The following is a 15245-nucleotide window of genomic DNA, read 5'->3' as shown; positions in this document are numbered from 1 at the left end:
ATTGCGCCATGACTACTTACCTGTCTTTCCGACCTTGCGGCGGATCTGCTCGCCTTCGTAGCGCACGCCCTTGCCCTTGTACGGGTCGGGACGACGCAGCCGGCGGATATTCGCCGAAATCTGGCCGACCTTCTGCTTGTCGATCCCGGACACCGTGAACTTCGTCGGCGCTTGGACCGCGAATGTGATGCCTTCGGGCGCTTCGATCACCACCGGGTGGCTGTATCCGAGCGCGAACTCGAGATTGGCGCCCTTGAGCTGGACGCGGTATCCGACGCCGTAGATCTCCATCTTGGTGGTGTATCCCTGCGTCACGCCGGTGACGAGGTTGGAGACAAGGGTGCGCGACAGCCCGTGCAGGGAGCGGTTGCGCCGCTCATCGTTGGGCCGCGTTACGACGATGGCTCCATCATCGTTGCGGGACACCGTGATTGGCTCGGCGACCGTCATGTCCAGGGCGCCCTTGGGTCCCTTGACGGAGACGTTTTGGCCGTCGATCGTGATGTCGACTCCGGGCGGTACCGGAATCGGTTGCTTACCAATGCGCGACATCTCTATATCCCTCTCACCAGACGTAGGCGAGCACTTCGCCGCCCACGCCCTGTCTGGCTGCTTGACGGTCGGTGAGCAGGCCCGAGGAGGTCGAAATGATCGCCACTCCCAGGCCGCCGAGCACCCGCGGCAGGTTGGTGGATTTCGCGTACACCCGCAACCCCGGCTTGGACACCCGGCGCAAACCGGCGATGCTGCGCTCTCGGCTGGGCCCGTACTTGAGCTGCACGACCAGCGATTTGCCGACCCGAGCATCCTCGGTGCGGAAGTCGCTGATGTAGCCCTCGTTCTTCAGTATCTGGGCGATGTTGGCTTTGATCTTGGAGTGCGGCAAACGCACCTCGTCGTGGTACGCCGAATTGGCGTTGCGCAGACGGGTCAAGAAGTCTGCGATCGGGTCCGTCATGGTCATGGCAGCGTCTGTACCCTTCCTCGCGCTTACCAGCTGCTCTTCTGCACGCCGGGTAATTCACCCGCGTGCGCCATCTCGCGCAAACAGATCCTGCATAAGCCGAACTTGCGGAATACCGCGCGCGGGCGGCCACACTTGCTGCATCGGGTATAGCCGCGCACCGCGAACTTTGGTTTGCGTGCGGCCTTGTTGACCAGTGCCTTCTTCGCCATCTGCTCAGTTCTCCTTGAACGGAAAGCCGAGCGCCCGCAACAGCACTCGCCCTTCCTCGTCGGTCGTCGCCGAGGTGACAACGTTGATGTCCATACCGCGGACCCGGTCGATCTTGTCCACGTCGATCTCGTGGAACACCGACTGCTCGGCCAGGCCGAAGGTGTAATTGCCTATTCCGTCGAATTGTTTGGGTGACAACCCGCGGAAGTCGCGGATACGAGGCAGCGCGATCGACGTCAGTCGGTCGAGGAACTCCCACATCCGGTCTCCGCGCAGCGTGACCCGCGCGCCGACCGGCATGCCCTCGCGCAATTTGAACTGGGCGATCGACTTGCGCGCCCGGCGGATCTCCGGCCGCTGCCCGGTGATCAGCGCCAGATCGTTGACCGCGCCGTTGATCAGCTTGGCGTCTCGGGCAGCCTCGCCGACGCCCATGTTGACCACGACCTTCGTCACCGTCGGGATCTGCATGACGTTGCGGTAGCCGAACTGCTTCTGCAGCGCGTCACGGATTTCGCTGCGGTAGCGCTGCTTGAGGCGTGGTTGAACCTTCTCTGTGGTGGTCATCCCTAGATGTCCTTGCCATTGCGCTTGGAGATACGAATCTTCTTTCCGGTCTCCTCGTCGACGCGGTAGCCGATTCGGGTGGGCTTGCCGTCGGAGTCGACGACCATCACGTTGGAGACGTGGATCGGCGCTTCCTGGATGACGATCCCACCCGATCGGGCGCCGCGTTGGTTGGTGGAAACCGCGGTGTGCTTCTTGATCCGGTTGACGCCCTCGACCAGAACCCGGTTGCGGTCCGGGTACGCCTGCAACACCTTGCCCTTGGCCCCTTTGTCTTTGCCGGCAATCACCAGCACGGTGTCACCCTTGTGAACCTTCATCTACAACACCTCCGGGGCGAGCGAGATGATCTTCATGAATCGCTTCTCCCGCAGTTCCCGCCCGACCGGCCCGAAGATGCGGGTTCCGCGCGGGTCGTTGTCGGGCTTGATGATCACCGCAGCGTTCTCGTCGAACTTGATATAGCTGCCGTCGGGACGCCGGCGCTCTTTGACGGTGCGCACCACGACGGCCTTGACGACGTCTCCGCGCTTGACGTTGCCACCGGGAATCGCGTCTTTGACGGTGGCGACGATGACGTCACCGATCCCGGCGTACCGTCGCGACGATCCGCCCAGCACCCGGATGCACAAGATCTCCTTGGCGCCGGTGTTGTCGGCGACCTTGAGCCGCGATTCCTGCTGAATCACTAGATCTCCTGACCTGGTTGACGTGTGCACGGCAGGGTGAACCGAATACCCTGACATGCGCGGTCTTTCGTCACCGAAGGGCACGCAGGGCCGATATCATTTGCACGAATCGGCCGAGGTCTGCCCAAGGCAACCCCTAGAGTCTAGGGGACGGCCAGCTCAGAGCCAAATTTGAGGGCCGCCCTCGCGGCTTCGGCTACTTCGGTGCCCCGCCCGACACCGCGACAACCGTTCTGTGGATAGGCGGCGATGCATCCGACTTGCGGATTTGGTTCGCTTCCGTCTTGTCGATGGCGAAAGTCAGTGTTCGGCTGGGCATGCCACTGGTCACCCGGGACGTCACGATCTGGGAATGCGCCGGCCCGACTCAAGCTTGGTCGTCCATGTGGTCGAGGATGCGCAAACTCTGAGGGGCTGAAGCTGATCGACGACGCCTGACAACTCCTGCAGGCCGTTGGTCGTGAAGCTTCAGTAGGGGTCACCGCCGTGAAGGGGCGCGCCAGGCTCGGCTCCCAAACGGTGGCGCGGTTGAGTTCGTCGTCGCCGCAGGAGCCATCCGGATTCCCGAGAACTCGACGCGCTCCCTACTCGGATTCCCGGTACCACGCGACGACATACACCACCATGGCCGTGGCGAGCGCAATCAGCACCCAGATCACCACGGCTTGGTCGATCCATGATCCCGCCGGCGGGGAGCCGGGAAGGATATTGCGCAGCGGCACCACGGCAAACAACATCGCGGCATACCACGTTGAGAACGGCGGCAAGAATTTTCGCCGGCCGGTGACCATCTGAATGGCCACGAACAGGGCCAGCGTCGGCAGCGTGACCAGCACCAGGCAGATGCCCAGGTCGAAGACCAGCGGCCCCCTGGCTCGCTTCAGCGTGATGATCACATTGTCCGGCCGATCCGAGGTTTGGCTCGAGTCCCCGACGCGCTGGGCGCTGATGTCCCAGCCCTCGAGCGATCCGGTCACTTCAACCCGGGCGGGTTTGTACTGACGAGTGTCACCGGCCCCGACCAGCACGTCGGCCTGGATGGTGTCGGTGGTGTAGGTGTCAAACGGCCAGTTGCCGGGATCGCCGTGCGCTTCGATGGTGGTGGCGACCTGAGCCGGCGATTTCCCTACCGGGTACTGCAGGTCACCCAGGTCGTTGGTCGGATAAAGACGCACCGACGTGTCGGTGGTCAGCACGTCGAGACGCTTGTCGATCATCGAATCGTCAGGCATCACCAGGACTTTCACGTCGAGGCGATTTGCCACGGTGTGCAGTTGCTCGAAGCGGACCAGCACCACGGTGTCCTCGGTGGTGCCCACATCCGGCTTGGGCAACGGTCCCGGGGTGCTGGCCAGCCAGTGATAGCCGACCAGCGAAAGGACATAGACAACGGCGACACCCACGATGATCGACACATCGAGCACCAGGTGTTTGCGTCGCGACATGTGCGGGCGGGCCGGCACAGACGCCGCTGATCCGCCCGGTGCAGACGCCGTCGCCGAACCGGCAGGTACACCCGCGTCTGGCGCCGCCGGGCCGTGGTTATCCGTCATCTGCGGTCACCGCCGGACAGACTGCTGACGTATATCTGCCCCAGACACGGAGTCAGATGGTAGCAACCGGCGTTCCCGCCGGTGACGTTTCTAGATCAGTCCGATTGTCGGCGGTAGGCGAAGATGAACAGGCTCATCGCCACGATCAAGGCGATCAGCACCCACAGCGTGATCGCCTGGTCAATCCAGGAGCCGGGCGGCGGGTTGCCGGGCAGGATATTGCGCAGCGGGACAACCGCGAACAGCATTGCGGCGAACCACGACACGAACGGCGGCAAGAACTTCTTCCTGCCCAGCGCCATCGGAATGGACACCCATAGTGCCAGCGTCGGCAGGCTGACCAGGACCAGAATGATGCCCAGGTCGAAGATCAGTGAACCCTTTGCCCGGTGCAAGGTGATGATGACGTTGTCGGGCCGGCTAGTGGTCTGGCTGGACTCGCCGACGCGTTGCACGCTGACGTCCCAGCCGTCCAATGAGCCGATCACCTCGACCCGGGCGGGTTCTTTCACCCTGCTCTCGCCGGACCCGACAATCACGTCGGCAGAGATGACGCCCGTGGTGTACGAGTCGAACGGCCAGTTGGCCGGATCGCCTTCCGCCTCGATCGCCGTGCTGACCTGCGCCGGTGACTTTCCGACCGGGTACTGCAGGTCGCCAAGATCGTTCTCCGGATACAACCGAACGGCAAGGTCTTGGGTCAGCACGTCGAGACGTTTGTCGAACTTCGAATCTTCGGGAATGACAAGCACATTCACCGTAAGGCGGTTGGCGACGGTCTCAAGCTTCTCCAGCCGGACCTGCACGACGGTGTCTTCGGTAGTGCCCAGGTCCGGTTCCGGCAGCGCGGGCGCCGACGTGGCCAGCAAATGCACGCCGAACAGGGACAAGGTGTAGACGACGATGACGCCGACGACGACAACCAAGCCGATCGCGAGGCGAATTCCACGCGACTTGCCCGGGGGCGAAGACGCTGGTGCCGGGGCCTCCGGAGCCTGATGCGTCATAGCGCCCAGCTCTTCGTGGTGCACACGGGGCAGATGCTAATGAGCCGCACCGGCGATCAGGCGGCAACGCGCCGGGCCGAAGGCCCGCGAATTCCCTTAGCGCGATCCGCGTTCGGCCACACACCGGAATCCGATATGGGTGGTCGCGGTGTCCTGTGATTGTGGCGAGCGAGCCGCCGGCCGGTACCGATGGCAATACTCGGGCGCGCACAGATGCGAGCCGCCCTTGAGGGTCAGGCTGATGGAGGGATCGGCAGGCCCTGACGGCGCGCAGCACGGCTTCGGAGGCTGATCGAGGCGGTGGTGCGCGGAGAACTCGGTTGCGGTCCATTCCCACACGTTGCCGATCATGTCGACCAGACGGAAGCCGTTGGGCGGGAAGGCGCCCACCGGCGAGGTGCCCACCCAGCCCAGGGCGCCGTCGTTGCGGTAGGGGAACTGACCCTGCCAGGTGTTGGCCATCAGCTGCCCGCCGGGCGTGGCCTCGTCGCCCCAGGCATACGTCGTCGTAGTTCCCGCGCGTGCCGCGTACTCCCACTCGGCCTCGGTGGGCAGCCGCCGTCCGGCCCATCGCGCGTAGGCGGCCGCGTCGGGATAGGCCACCTGCACGACGGGGTGGCTGGACTTGTCGACGATGTCGCTGTCTGGGCCAAATGGCCGGCGCCAGCTCGCACCCGGCACCCAATCCCACCACTGCCGCCAGTCGCGCAGATCGACCGGGCCTGCGGTCGGACGGAACACCATGGCACCCGGAACCAGGTCGTCGGGGTCGGCCCCCGGATAGAGCGCAGGATCCATGGGTTGTTCGGCGACCGTGACATACCCTGTGGCAGCGACGAATTCGGCAAACTGTGCGTTGGTGACCGGGTGGCTCTCGATGGCGAACGCGGGCACGGTGACGGTATGAATCGGCGCTTCTTCGGGGTAGAAGCTCGTCGATCCCATACGAAACGACTCGCCCGGCAGCTCAACCAGTTCGGTTAACACGGCTTCAGGGTATGACTCAGGGGATGGCGACGGCGAAATTCTGCATCAAGGCCGACTTTGCCGAACGGAAGCCAGGCACCGCCGCCGGGCCCTCCAGATGGATGGCCACCAGGTAGTTCTTGGTGTTGGTCCAGATGTGAGCGATGCGATCGGCGAATTCGATCGGGCCCGACGATCCCTGCAGGGTGCCGGTCAACAACTGGCTGCTGAAACCGCAAAACGGCACCCCGATCACCGAAAAGTTCAGACGCCGCATCGACCCGCCCAGGGCTGCGGTGTAGGCCAGGAAAGCGCCGTCCGGCTGCCGATCGGTAGGTGCGATGGTCACAGTCGCCGACATGCCGTTGGGGCCGTCCAACGTCAGTGCGGTATCCCCGGCGCCGGGCTCCGACGTCCAACCGTCGGGCACGCTGATCGTAATCCTGGGTGCGGCCGGGTCCGAGACGACGGCCAGGGTCGCTCGGCCCTCGCCGGTCAGCGACGGCGAACAGGCGACCGTATCGGGCGGAATGTGCTCCGGGTGCGTCGTCACGATGCCGGGCACCGGCTCCGCCGGGTCAGGGTGAGCGGGCGTCCCCCCACCGCCACGCTCACCACAGCCGGCCGCGACGCCCGACAGGCATATCAGCGCCACTGCGCACAGCAGTACCGTTGAGTACCTAGTCGCGCGAAAAGGCAAGGGCGAGTTCTTTTTCCACGTCTTCATACGGTCGTCCGGATAGGTCGATCGTCACCTGGGCAATGGTTCCGCCGGTAAAGACGAACGGCGCCTTGTAGCGACTCGACACCGCCGAACCGCCGTTGCGCCCGACGGTGATGCCGGCACCCGCCAACCCGAACGTTCCCGGGTGCGTCGTCACGTCGGCGAGGGTGCCGACCTCGTGCTGGTCGAAGTACATCGTCAGATCACCCAGCGGGGTATGGCTGTTGGGTACCGTTCCAGTTCGCTCATAGCGCACGCCGAGCAGGTGTCGGCCGAGCGGGATCGGGCCGACCGACGAGAGCAGCTGCTGGCGCTCACCGAGGAAGTTGTAGACGTAATGCAGCCGCCCGTCCTGGATGAACAACACGTGGCCACCGTGCGCGCCGCCCTGTTTGAACAGCACGCCTTCGGCCCCGGTGGTGTCCACGGTCACCTCGGCGACGACGGCGAACGAACGACCACGGATTTCGGCGGCGGCCCCGATACCGACGTCGGCGCAGTCGGGATAGTAGATGTAGGTGGAACGTTCGGTGACCAGGTAGGGTCGCGACCGCATCATCGTTTCCACGATGTTGAGGTCCGACAACGGCAGGCCGTTGTACTTTGCCGCCTCGGAGAACCACAGCGCCTTGAGTTCTTCGAGCTTCTCGGGATGCTCGGCAGCAAGGTCATGGCATTGGCTGCGGTCTTTTTCGATGTGGAACAGTTCCCAGTGGTCGGCGTCGAAATGTGACCAACCCGCCGGTGTGGCGGCGTGGATGGTGTTGGCGAACCAGCCCTGGTGCCAGATTCCGCGGGTGCCCAGCATGGCGTAGAACTGGGTGCTCTTGCCGGTGTCGGCAGCCGAATCATCAAGAGCGGCTTTGAAACTCACCCCATCCAGCGGCTTTTGGGCAATGCCCTTGACGGTGTCTGGAGGTGTCATGCCCAGCAGCTCGTAAACGGTCGGGGTGATGTCGGCGACGTTGACGTAGTTGTCCCGGACTTCGCCGTGGGCCGCGATACCGGACGGCCAGGAGATGACGGCCGTATCGGCGATTCCGCCTTCGTGCGAGGCATAACGCTTGAACAGCTTGTAGGGCGTGTTGAAGGCCATCGCCCACCCGATCGGGTAGTGGTTGTAGGTTTGCGGGCCACCGAGGTGGTCGAACAGTTTCATGCTCTCTTCGACCGTGTCGATATAGCCGTTGAAGAACTTTCCTTCGTTGACCGACCCGTTGGGTCCGCCCTCACCGCTGGCACCGTTGTCGGAGATCACCACGATGATGGTGTTGTCCAGCTGTCCAGATTCCTCGAGGTAGTCCAGGATCCGGCCGATCTGCGCATCGGTGTAGCTCAGGAAACCGGCGAACACCTCGGCCATCCGGCAGAACAGCTTCTTCTCTTCGTCGTTGAGCGAATCCCAGGGCCGCACGGTGTCCTGCAGCGGCCACGGCTCGCCTTGCGGTCCCTTGACGTCGAGATAGGGGTTGATCGGCGACAATTCGGTGTCCGGCGGCACGATGCCCATGGACTTCTGCCGCTCCAGCACGATCTCGCGATACTGCTCATAACCCATGTCGAACTTGCCGGCATATTTGTCCGCCCACTCCGTAAAGACGTGATGCGGGGCGTGTCCGGCGCCCGGGCACAGGTAGGTGAACCACGGCTTGTCCGCGGCGATCACCTTGGCGTCACGGATGAATTCGATCGCCTTGTCGGCCAGGTCCTTCGACAGGTGATAGCCGTCCTCGGGGGTGCCGGGCGGGCTCACCGGGTGGTTGTCGTACACCAGGTCCGGGTACCACTGGTCGGTCTCGCCCCCCATGAACCCGTAGAAACGTTCGAAGCCCCGGGATGTGGGCCAATGCCGCTTCGTCGAGGCCATGTTGGCCTCCTCGAGCGGTGTCAGATGCCATTTGCCCACGCAGTAGGTGTTGTAGCCGCGCTCGGCAAGCACTTCGGAAAGAAGGGCGGTATCGGCGGGTATCCGGCCGTTGCAGTTGGGGAAACCGTCGGTGAATTCTTCGATGGTGGCCATCCCGACGGTGGTCGCGTTGCGCCCGGTCAGCAGCGAGGCTCGCGTCGGCGAACACAGCGCGGTGGTGTGGAATTGCGTCAGGCGCACGCCGCGCTCGGCGATGCGCGTCATGGCGGGCATCTCCACCAGGCCACCGAAGCAGTCCCAGGTCGCAATGCCGGTGTCGTCCCAGACCAGGTACAAAATGTTGGGCGCGTTCTCCGGCGCGGTGGGAGCCGCGTAGGGACCCCAATCCGGTTCCGAGTCACGGATATCCAGCTCGATTTTGCCTTGAAACCCGGTTGAACCCGACGTCATAGCCGCCCTACTCCCTTAAGTGATTGCACGTGCCCGATATCGCGTGCAGACTACACCCGCAGCCAGGGTAGCCAGCCGGATTCAGAATCAGCTGAGAGTCAGGTGTCAGCCAAATGCCATGACCAGATGCTGCAATCCGTTGCGGCGGTTGCTACCGGTCCATTCGACCGGTGCCACCACCTGGATCCGGTCGAAGCGCGACAACAGTTCCTCGAAGAACACCCGCAACTCCAAGCGGGCCAAGGTAGCACCGAGGCAATAGTGCACACCCTGCCCGAAGCCCAGATGCGGGTTGGGTTTGCGGGTGATGTCGAACTCGTCGGCTCGGTCGAACACCACAGGGTCGCGGTTGGCCGAACCCTCCCATACCAACACCTTCTGTCCGGCCTCGATCGACTGGCCGCCGAGCATGGTTGAGCGGGTAGCCGTACGCCGCTTCGAGGACGACGGCGTCGTCCAGCGCACCATTTCCTCGATGGCCGTAGGCAACAAACTCAGGTCTTGACGAAGCCGCCGCCATTGCTCTGGACGTTCGGCAAGGGCAAGCAACCCGCCGACGATGACGCTGCGGGTGGTCTCGGTGCCCGCGCTGAACAGCGTATGGAAGAACAGATATACCTCGACGTCCGACAGAACCCGTGCACCACCATCTTCGACGGTCGCGTTGGCGACGAGCGACAGCATGTCATCGGCCGGCTCGGCGCGTTTGCGCGCGATCAGCTCGTGGCAGTAACTGTCCCTTCGTGATTCAGCGACATCCCCGAAAATCCATGCCAGGTATTCGGTTCGGGAACCGCGAAAATCGAAACCCGGCTCAAACTCGTCCAACAGCCAACGCCGATCGCTCTGCGGGATGCCAAGCAGCAGGCAAATCATTTGCATCGGCAGGTCGGCGGCGATATCGACCGCGACATCGATGGCTACGCCCGGCTCGATCTGGTCGAACAGGTTACGGGTTCGGCGGCGCAGGTCAGCTTGCAGGCGGCGAATCATCCGTGGTCCCATCCCGGAAGCGACCAGTCGTCGGACCTGAGCATGCCTAGGATCGTCCATCATATTCAGTACGTGCCCGGCCACCGGCATATCCCGCAGCAATGTGCCGCCGAACGGTCGCCGGCCACCGGTAACCGACGAATATGTCGTTGAATCACGCAGTACCGCAATGGTATCGGCATAGGTAGCCACCGACCAGAAGCCTTCGTCATCGGGTGTGTGCGCCGTCGGCTCGTGCCAGAACACCGGCGCTTCCCGGCGATGGATCGCGAAGACATGGTGCGGGAAGCCGTTAGCGAAGTTGTCCGGATCGGTCAGATCCATTGCGAGCGGACCGGCGATCTGGCCGGTCGCGCGCGCCGTCACCGCCGCCGCCTGGCCTGTAGCCAGCGGGTTTCTCCGGGAGCAGTGGTGGTGAGGACGAGCCCCGCGCGCGCCAATTCGGCGCGCACTGTCGGCGCGCTGATGCGCGCCAAGGCCACCGGTTGGTGCCAGCACTGGCTGTCGGCAGCCAACGTGAACTCGCCCTTCACGAGACCACCCCGGTTGGAATGGATGGACAGGGTCATCGTTACCGCCCCGACGGTGGTGGCCACGGTAAGGCCTTTTGTCCGGGCAGCCAGCAGCCGAGGCGGCGCCCATTGAATGATTGCTCGTCCGGCCGGCGCGAGGTGGTGCGCCACCGTGGCCAGCAATGACCTGCGCAGGCGCGTGCCCGGATAGTTCAGCATGTTGCCGACCAGCAGCACCGCGTCGAATCGCTCGGGCAATCGCAGATCCTCGATACGGGACTGAATCTTTCGAGCGTGACGGATGTGCGCCAGCATTTCGGCGGAATCGTCGACGGCGGTGACGCGATGCCCAAGCGCAGTCAGGGGATCTGCGATACGTCCGGTGCCGGCGCCTAAGTCGAGGACCGAGCTGTTGGGCGCCAGCACTGAACTAATGTGCTCCACCTCGCCCAGCGACGGCAATCGGCGATAGATTTCGACCGCCGTGCCATCGGCTGCCACCGCGCTGGCTGCGGCCGTGGTGGCTGCGTTTGCCATCTCGAGAACGTCCTTTGGCTGGGCTGGCGGCATTCGTTAAGCGGTTCGCCGGTGGTTCGCTGGGTGGCGGGGGATCTCTTCTTCGCGAGCTGACGAGATCCCCGCCGGCAGCGGCCTTGGAAAGGACTTCGACGTTTTATCGCAGCAGTGGTTGGCCTCGTTGAGGGGCCAGGTGTACACAACTTCGTATTCGCAGAACAGAGTTTCGGGTGCCATGAATTACCTTCGATCCAATATCTGATGGTCAACGATGCGCGCAGAGCAAAGCCCATTTCAGACCATTCGACTTGGTCAAAATTAACAGCGCGGTGTGCAAAACACTGTCCGCCGCATGGCCGATTTGCAACGGGAACGCCCTGTCCTACGGTCGGTGGACAATCAATGCCCACCGGTGCGACCACAACGCGCAGCACCCCCGGGGATACGACGGTCCGGGGGTGCTGTGCGTCGGAAATCGGGCTAGCCGGCCCTTACTTGGCCTTCTCGAGGATCTCGACCAGGCGCCAGCGCTTGGTCGCCGATAGCGGACGCGTTTCCATCAGCGAGACGCGGTCGCCGATGCCGGCGATGCTGTTCTCGTCATGCGCCTTTACCTTGGTGGTGGTGCGAATGATCTTGCCGTACAACGGGTGCCGCACGCGATCTTCCAGCTCGACCACGATAGTCTTCTGCATCTTGTCACTCACCACATAGCCGATACGTGTCTTGCGGCGGCCACGCGGCTTCGGAGTGCTCGGAGTGTGCTTGGGACCCTTGTCCTTTGATGCGGCCTCCGGTGCGGGTACCTTGCCGGCCGTCTTCTTGGGCGCCGCCGCGCCCGTCTTCGCCTCTGCCATCACGCTTCCTTACCGTCGGGACCAACGGGACCATCGGGACGATCCGGCCCATCGGGCCCGTCGGGCCCAGAAGCCAACCCCAGTTCTCGTTCGCGCAGCACCGTATAGACACGTGCGATTTCCTGACGCACCGTGCGGAGCCGGCGGTTGTTGTTGAGCTGGCCGGTCGCCATCTGGAAGCGCAGATTGAACAACTCTTCCTTGGCTTCGCGCAGCCGCTCGGTCAATTCCTCGCCGCTGAGCTCACGCAGTTCGCCAGGGGAAATTCCCACTGCCATCAGAACTGCTCCTCTCGAGTGATAATCCGCGCCTTGATCGGGAGCTTGTGGATCGCACGGGTCAGCGCGGCCCGGGCGATCGCCTCATTGGGATAGCTGAGCTCAAACAGCACCCGGCCCGGCTTGACGTTGGCCACCCACCATTCCGGCGAGCCCTTACCCGAACCCATCCGGGTCTCGGCGGGCTTCTTGGTCAACGGGCGGTCCGGGAAGATGTTGATCCACACCTTGCCGCCACGCTTGATGTGCCTGTTGATGGCGATACGGGCCGCTTCGATCTGTCGGTTGGTGACATAGGCGTGCTCGAGGGCCTGGATCCCGTAGTCGCCGAAGTTCACCGTCGTTCCACCGCTGGCGATGCCACGCTGGCGGGGATGATGTTGCTTGCGGTGCTTGACCTTGCGGGGAATCAGCATGATGGGTTCACTCCGTACTCTGCGCTTCAACGGCCGGCGCGGCTCCACCGTCTGCCGCGCTGGCCGTAACTGCGTTGCCTTCTTCGCCGCCCGCGGCACGGCCGGCGTCGGTGCCCGTCGCGGTGGTGCCCGCGGCACCGCTGCGGCGCGGCCGGGTGCCTGCCGGCCGCTCACGGCGTGGCCGCTCGGAGCCCGCGGGGACCGCGGCGGCCAATTCGCGTTTGCCACCGACAATGTCGCCCTTGTAGATCCACACCTTCACGCCGATCCGGCCGAAAGTGGTCTTGGCCTCATACAGGCCGTAGTCGATGTCGGCGCGCAGGGTGTGCAGAGGAACACGGCCCTCGCGGTAGAACTCCGAGCGGCTCATCTCAGCTCCGCCGAGACGGCCCGAGCACTGCACCCGGATGCCCTTGACGTTGGGTTGACGCATCGCCGACTGAATGGCTTTGCGCATCGCGCGGCGGAACGCCACCCGGTTGCTCAGCTGCTCGGCCACCCCCTGGGCGACCAATTGCGCTTGGGACTCCGGGTTTTTCACTTCGAGGATGTTGAGCTGAACCTGCTTACCGGTCAGCTTTTCCAGGTCGGCACGGATGCGGTCCGCTTCGGTGCCGCGGCGGCCGATGACGATGCCCGGCCGCGCGGTGTGGATGTCCACCCGGACCCGATCGCGGGTCCGCTCGATCTCCACGTCGGCGATCCCGGCCCGCTCCAGGCCGCTCGACAGCAGCCGGCGAATCGCGACGTCCTCCTTGACGTAGTCGGCGTATTGCTTGTCGGCGTACCAACGCGACTTCCAGTCGGTGGTGATGCCGAGCCGGAAGCCGTGCGGATTGATCTTCTGGCCCACTAGTCTGAGCCTCCCTTCGCTTCAGAAGTCTCAGATGTCTCAGATGCCTGGGCCTCGGGTTTGGTGACGGGTTTCTTTGCAGGTGCTTTCTTGGCCGGAGCGGCCGCCTTCTTGGCGGGTGCCTTCGCAGCCGCCTTGCTGCCCTCGGCCCGGCGCGCCCTCGACGACTTCGACGACCGCTGATCCTTGGCCGGCCGGCTCTCCACCACCACGGTGATGTGGCTGGTGCGCCGGCGAATTCGGAACGCGCGGCCCTGGGCACGCGGCCGGATGCGCTTGGCGGTCGGACCCTCGTCGGCGTAGACGGTGGCGATCACCAGGGTCGTCGGGTCCAGACCATTGTTGTTCTGCGCGTTGGCCGCCGCACTGGCGATCACCTTGGCCACCGGCTCGCTGGCGGCCTGCGGCGCCCAGCGCAGAATGTCGAGCGCGTCAGACACCGACCGGCCGCGCACCAAATCGATGACCCGGCGCGCCTTCCTCGGCGACACCCGCACAAACCGTGCTTTGGCGGTCGCCGAAGGATATTCAGTAGCCGTTGTCATCTCTGTCCTTTACTCGTCCAGCTTTTCGCGCAAGCGCTCATCGCCGTTTGGACTTCCGGTCGTCCTTGATGTGCCCCTTGAAGGTGCGCGTGGGTGCGAATTCACCGAGCTTGTGACCCACCATCGCCTCGGTGACGAACACCGGGACATGCTTTCGCCCGTCGTGCACCGCGAAGGTGTGACCGATGAAGTCGGGAATGATGGTCGAACGCCGCGACCAGGTCTTGATGACCTGCTTGGTGTTCTTCTCGTTCTGTACGTCGACCTTCTTCAGCAGATGGTCGTCGACGAACGGGCCCTTCTTCAGGCTGCGTGGCATAGTTGGCTACTCCCTGACTTCCTTCATTTGCCCGACTCTTCCTCGTCGCGCTGCGCGCTGTGCATCGTCATCGGGCGCTAGCGTCCATGCTTCTTGCCGGTGCGGCGGCGCCGGACGATGAGCTTGTTGCTGGCTTTGTTCGGGTTGCGGGTCCGGCCCTCGGGCTTGCCCCACGGGCTGACCGGGTGACGGCCACCGGAGGTCTTACCCTCACCACCGCCGTGCGGGTGGTCCACGGGGTTCATCACCACGCCGCGGACCGACGGGCGCTTGCCCTTCCACCGCATCCGGCCGGCCTTGCCCCAGTTGATGTTCGCCTGCTCGGCGTTGCCCACCTCGCCGACCGTCGCCCGGCAGCGGACGTCGACCCGGCGGATCTCACCACTGGGCATCCGCAGCGACGCGTAGCTGGCTTCCTTACCGAGCAACTGGATGCTCGAGCCGGCCGAGCGCGCGAGCTTGGCACCGCCGCCGGGGCGCAACTCCACGGCGTGGATCAGCGTACCGGCCGGGATGTTGCGCAGCGGCAGATTGTTGCCCGGCTTGATGTCGGCGTTGGGACCCGATTCCACCACGTCGCCCTGCGAAAGTCCGTTGGGCGCAATGATGTAACGCTTTTCGCCGTCGAGATAGTGCAGCAGCGCGATTCGTGCGGTGCGGTTCGGGTCGTACTCGATGTGGGCGACCTTGGCGTTGACCCCGTCTTTGTCGTTACGCCGGAAGTCGATGAGCCGGTAGGCGCGCTTGTGGCCACCACCCTTGTGCCGCGTGGTGATCCGGCCGTGGGCGTTGCGGCCGCCGTGGCCATGCAACGGACGTACCAGCGACTTCTCCGGCGTGGAGCGCGTGATCTCGGCGAAATCCGACACACTGGCGCCGCGGCGGCCGGGCGTCGTCGGCTTGTATTTGCGAATTGCCATGTCTAGTCAGGTCCTTTTCTCGCGCGCGGCCAGCCC

20 protein-coding genes are annotated in these 15245 nt (G+C 64.2%); all 20 read right to left on the bottom strand.

Going from position 1 to position 15245, the window contains the following annotated elements:
* Positions 1-12 precede the first annotated feature (12 nt).
* The 20 genes from rplF to rplB all read right to left on the bottom strand — a co-directional run bounded on the left by rplF (position 13) and on the right by rplB (position 15209).
* The gene (gene rplF / locus EET13_RS05035; protein ID WP_122441253.1) at positions 13-552 is read right to left on the bottom strand and encodes a 50S ribosomal protein L6; all 540 of its coding nucleotides are present in this window, start codon (positions 550-552) and stop codon (positions 13-15) included.
* Positions 553-565: 13 nt separating this feature from the next.
* Positions 566-964 (bottom strand): 30S ribosomal protein S8, encoded by a 399-nt coding sequence (gene rpsH / locus EET13_RS05030; RefSeq protein ID WP_122441252.1) that lies wholly within the window; start codon positions 962-964, stop codon positions 566-568.
* Positions 965-990: 26 nt separating this feature from the next.
* Entirely contained in the window at positions 991-1176 is a 186-nt protein-coding gene (locus tag EET13_RS05025; RefSeq protein ID WP_011739072.1) for a type Z 30S ribosomal protein S14, read from the bottom strand.
* A gap of 4 nt (positions 1177-1180) precedes the next feature.
* The gene (rplE, locus tag EET13_RS05020; RefSeq protein ID WP_122441251.1) at positions 1181-1744 is read right to left on the bottom strand and encodes a 50S ribosomal protein L5; all 564 of its coding nucleotides are present in this window, start codon (positions 1742-1744) and stop codon (positions 1181-1183) included.
* A 2-nt stretch (positions 1745-1746) separates the two neighbouring features.
* Positions 1747-2064 (bottom strand): 50S ribosomal protein L24, encoded by a 318-nt coding sequence (gene rplX, locus EET13_RS05015; protein ID WP_122441250.1) that lies wholly within the window; start codon positions 2062-2064, stop codon positions 1747-1749.
* A complete protein-coding gene (gene rplN, locus EET13_RS05010) occupies positions 2065-2433 on the bottom strand; it encodes a 50S ribosomal protein L14 (RefSeq protein WP_003403649.1) in 369 nt (122 codons plus the stop codon).
* A gap of 584 nt (positions 2434-3017) precedes the next feature.
* Positions 3018-3878, bottom strand: a complete 861-nt coding sequence (locus EET13_RS05005) for a DUF4436 domain-containing protein (protein WP_244603773.1) — start codon at positions 3876-3878, stop codon at positions 3018-3020.
* A 203-nt stretch (positions 3879-4081) separates the two neighbouring features.
* Positions 4082-4993: a DUF4436 domain-containing protein gene (locus tag EET13_RS05000; RefSeq protein WP_122441353.1), complete on the bottom strand. Its 912-nt coding sequence runs from the start codon at positions 4991-4993 to the stop codon at positions 4082-4084.
* A gap of 96 nt (positions 4994-5089) precedes the next feature.
* Entirely contained in the window at positions 5090-5980 is an 891-nt protein-coding gene (locus EET13_RS04995) for a formylglycine-generating enzyme family protein (protein ID WP_122441248.1), read from the bottom strand.
* A gap of 16 nt (positions 5981-5996) precedes the next feature.
* Positions 5997-6512 (bottom strand): hypothetical protein, encoded by a 516-nt coding sequence (locus EET13_RS04990; RefSeq protein ID WP_244603767.1) that lies wholly within the window; start codon positions 6510-6512, stop codon positions 5997-5999.
* A gap of 127 nt (positions 6513-6639) precedes the next feature.
* The gene (locus EET13_RS04985) at positions 6640-9000 is read right to left on the bottom strand and encodes an arylsulfatase (RefSeq protein WP_122441247.1); all 2361 of its coding nucleotides are present in this window, start codon (positions 8998-9000) and stop codon (positions 6640-6642) included.
* A 105-nt stretch (positions 9001-9105) separates the two neighbouring features.
* Complete coding sequence (locus EET13_RS04980) at positions 9106-10317, bottom strand: cytochrome P450 (protein WP_122441351.1); 1212 nt, start codon at positions 10315-10317, stop codon at positions 9106-9108.
* A 38-nt stretch (positions 10318-10355) separates the two neighbouring features.
* Positions 10356-11042 (bottom strand): class I SAM-dependent methyltransferase, encoded by a 687-nt coding sequence (locus EET13_RS04975; protein ID WP_122441350.1) that lies wholly within the window; start codon positions 11040-11042, stop codon positions 10356-10358.
* A gap of 470 nt (positions 11043-11512) precedes the next feature.
* Positions 11513-11881 carry a 30S ribosomal protein S17 gene (rpsQ, locus tag EET13_RS04970; protein WP_122441246.1) on the bottom strand — a complete coding sequence of 123 codons (369 nt, stop codon included), beginning with the start codon at positions 11879-11881 and terminating at the stop codon, positions 11513-11515.
* Positions 11878-12156: a 50S ribosomal protein L29 gene (rpmC, locus tag EET13_RS04965; RefSeq protein WP_122441245.1), complete on the bottom strand. Its 279-nt coding sequence runs from the start codon at positions 12154-12156 to the stop codon at positions 11878-11880. The genes rpsQ and rpmC overlap by 4 nt, the downstream gene beginning before the upstream one ends.
* Positions 12156-12572 carry a 50S ribosomal protein L16 gene (gene rplP, locus EET13_RS04960; protein WP_122441244.1) on the bottom strand — a complete coding sequence of 139 codons (417 nt, stop codon included), beginning with the start codon at positions 12570-12572 and terminating at the stop codon, positions 12156-12158. Before rplP ends, rpmC begins: the two co-directional genes overlap by 1 nt.
* Positions 12573-12579: 7 nt before the next feature.
* Complete coding sequence (rpsC, locus tag EET13_RS04955) at positions 12580-13425, bottom strand: 30S ribosomal protein S3 (protein ID WP_122441243.1); 846 nt, start codon at positions 13423-13425, stop codon at positions 12580-12582.
* Entirely contained in the window at positions 13425-13970 is a 546-nt protein-coding gene (rplV, locus tag EET13_RS04950) for a 50S ribosomal protein L22 (protein WP_122441242.1), read from the bottom strand. The genes rpsC and rplV overlap by 1 nt, the downstream gene beginning before the upstream one ends.
* Before the next feature lie 37 nt (positions 13971-14007).
* Positions 14008-14289 (bottom strand): 30S ribosomal protein S19, encoded by a 282-nt coding sequence (rpsS, locus tag EET13_RS04945; protein WP_003892827.1) that lies wholly within the window; start codon positions 14287-14289, stop codon positions 14008-14010.
* Between the two features lie 77 nt (positions 14290-14366).
* The gene (rplB, locus tag EET13_RS04940; RefSeq protein ID WP_122441241.1) at positions 14367-15209 is read right to left on the bottom strand and encodes a 50S ribosomal protein L2; all 843 of its coding nucleotides are present in this window, start codon (positions 15207-15209) and stop codon (positions 14367-14369) included.
* Between the last annotated feature and the right edge of the window lie 36 nt (positions 15210-15245).

It is taken from the genome of Mycobacterium attenuatum (genome assembly GCF_900566085.1).
Taxonomy (GTDB): Bacteria; Actinomycetota; Actinomycetes; order Mycobacteriales; family Mycobacteriaceae; genus Mycobacterium; species Mycobacterium attenuatum.
Note: the sequence above shows the minus strand (reverse complement) of the source record. Positions and strands in the feature narration are given on the sequence as shown.

Bases quoted from the DNA above. Each gene is read 5' to 3' on its own strand.
- rplF (WP_122441253.1), bottom strand. From the start codon at position 552: ATGTCGCGCATTGGTAAGCAACCGATTCCGGTACCGCCCGGAGTCGAC.
- rpsH (WP_122441252.1), bottom strand. From the start codon at position 964: ATGACCATGACGGACCCGATCGCAGACTTCTTGACCCGTCTGCGCAAC.
- EET13_RS05025 (WP_011739072.1), bottom strand. From the start codon at position 1,176: ATGGCGAAGAAGGCACTGGTCAACAAGGCCGCACGCAAACCAAAGTTC.
- rplE (WP_122441251.1), bottom strand. From the start codon at position 1,744: ATGACCACCACAGAGAAGGTTCAACCACGCCTCAAGCAGCGCTACCGC.
- rplX (WP_122441250.1), bottom strand. From the start codon at position 2,064: ATGAAGGTTCACAAGGGTGACACCGTGCTGGTGATTGCCGGCAAAGAC.
- EET13_RS05005 (WP_244603773.1), bottom strand. From the start codon at position 3,878: ATGTCGCGACGCAAACACCTGGTGCTCGATGTGTCGATCATCGTGGGT.
- EET13_RS05000 (WP_122441353.1), bottom strand. From the start codon at position 4,993: ATGACGCATCAGGCTCCGGAGGCCCCGGCACCAGCGTCTTCGCCCCCG.
- EET13_RS04985 (WP_122441247.1), bottom strand. From the start codon at position 9,000: ATGACGTCGGGTTCAACCGGGTTTCAAGGCAAAATCGAGCTGGATATC.
- EET13_RS04980 (WP_122441351.1), bottom strand. From the start codon at position 10,317: ATGGATCTGACCGATCCGGACAACTTCGCTAACGGCTTCCCGCACCAT.
- EET13_RS04975 (WP_122441350.1), bottom strand. From the start codon at position 11,042: ATGGCAAACGCAGCCACCACGGCCGCAGCCAGCGCGGTGGCAGCCGAT.
- rpmC (WP_122441245.1), bottom strand. From the start codon at position 12,156: ATGGCAGTGGGAATTTCCCCTGGCGAACTGCGTGAGCTCAGCGGCGAG.
- rplP (WP_122441244.1), bottom strand. From the start codon at position 12,572: ATGCTGATTCCCCGCAAGGTCAAGCACCGCAAGCAACATCATCCCCGC.
- rplV (WP_122441242.1), bottom strand. From the start codon at position 13,970: ATGACAACGGCTACTGAATATCCTTCGGCGACCGCCAAAGCACGGTTT.
- rpsS (WP_003892827.1), bottom strand. From the start codon at position 14,289: ATGCCACGCAGCCTGAAGAAGGGCCCGTTCGTCGACGACCATCTGCTG.
- rplB (WP_122441241.1), bottom strand. From the start codon at position 15,209: ATGGCAATTCGCAAATACAAGCCGACGACGCCCGGCCGCCGCGGCGCC.